The sequence below is a fragment of the Streptomyces sp. UH6 genome, assembly GCF_013421635.1.
In the GTDB taxonomy this organism is placed as follows: domain Bacteria; phylum Actinomycetota; class Actinomycetes; order Streptomycetales; family Streptomycetaceae; genus Streptomyces; species Streptomyces abyssomicinicus.
The window spans coordinates 1-1,191 of record NZ_JACADT010001345.1 but is presented as its reverse complement, the minus strand read 5'-3'; the positions used below and the strand labels follow the sequence as shown (position 1 = coordinate 1,191).

The window sequence follows — 1,191 nt, the reverse complement described above, 5'->3', positions numbered from 1 at the left end:
AGTCCGCGCCGTGGGACGGTGCGGGGTGTCACTCGCCGGGGTAGCGGACCCCGACCTGCGCGCGGATCGTGTCGAGCGTCCGCATGACCCCCAGCGTCGCGTCCAGCGGCACGAGCGCGGACTCCGTCTCCCCCGCCCGGATCGCCCGCATCACCTCCAGCGCCTCGTGCCGGAAGCTGCTGCGCAGGCCGTCACCCGGGGCCAGCGCGAACTCCTCGGGTTCCCGGCCCTCACGGTGCAGGACGAACCGGTCCGCGTGGAAGAAGCCGTCCGGCACGTCGATCCGGCCGCGGGCGCCGGTGATCGAGGCCGTGATCCCCGTCGCCCCGACGATGGAGCAGTGCACCAGACCGAGAGCACCGCTCTCCCAACCGAGCACCGCTCCGGTCTGGAGGTCGATGCCCTCCGGGGAGAGCACCGACTGCGCGGTCACCCGCTCCGGCTCGCCCAGCAGCATCTGCGCGAAGGCGATCGGGTACACCCCGAGGTCCAGCAGCGCCCCACCGCCCTGCTCCGGGTCCCGCAAACGGTGCGCCACCGGGAAGGGACCGGCCAGACCGAAGTCGGCCTGCACCGTCCGCACCTCGCCGATCGCGCCGTCGTCCACCAGCTGCCTCATCCGGCGGACCAGCGGGTTGCACGCGGTCCACATGCCCTCCATCAGGAAGCGCTTCCGGTCCCGCGCCAGCGCGACCAGCTCCTCCGCCTCCCGCAGGTTCAGCGTGAAGGGCTTCTCGCAGAGCACGTTCCGCCCGGCCTCCAGGCACAGCCCGGCGGCGGCCCGGTGGGCCGTGTGCGGGGTGGCGACGTACACCACGTCGATGTCCTCGTCGGCGGCGAGCGAGGCCCAGTCGCCGTAGGCCCGCGCTATGCCGAACCGCTCGGCGAAGGCGTCGGCCGACGCCTGGGACCGCGACCCGACCGCCACCAGCTCCGCGTCCGGGATGTCGACGAGGTCCCCCGCGAACGCGGCCGCGATACCGCCCGTGGCCAGAATTCCCCACCGCACCGTCTCAGCCATCGCGGCCGCTCCTCACTCCGTGGCCCGCCCGGCCCCGGTCACCGACGTGACCAGGCGCGGCGTTCCGACATCAGCTCTGGCGCAGAGCATAGATCGCCCCCCGGGCCGCCCGGCGGGGGACGACGGAGACGTCTCAAGGAGCGGGCACCCCGCACCGGGACGGCACCGCG

1 protein-coding gene is annotated in these 1,191 nt (G+C 74.0%); it reads right to left on the bottom strand.

Annotation, left to right across the window (positions count from 1 at the left end; all coding sequences use genetic code 11):
* Nucleotides 1-28: 28 nt before the first annotated feature.
* A complete protein-coding gene (locus tag HW445_RS31765; RefSeq protein ID WP_180224225.1) occupies nt 29-1,021 on the bottom strand; it encodes a Gfo/Idh/MocA family protein in 993 nt (330 codons plus the stop codon).
* Nucleotides 1,022-1,191 lie beyond the last annotated feature (170 nt).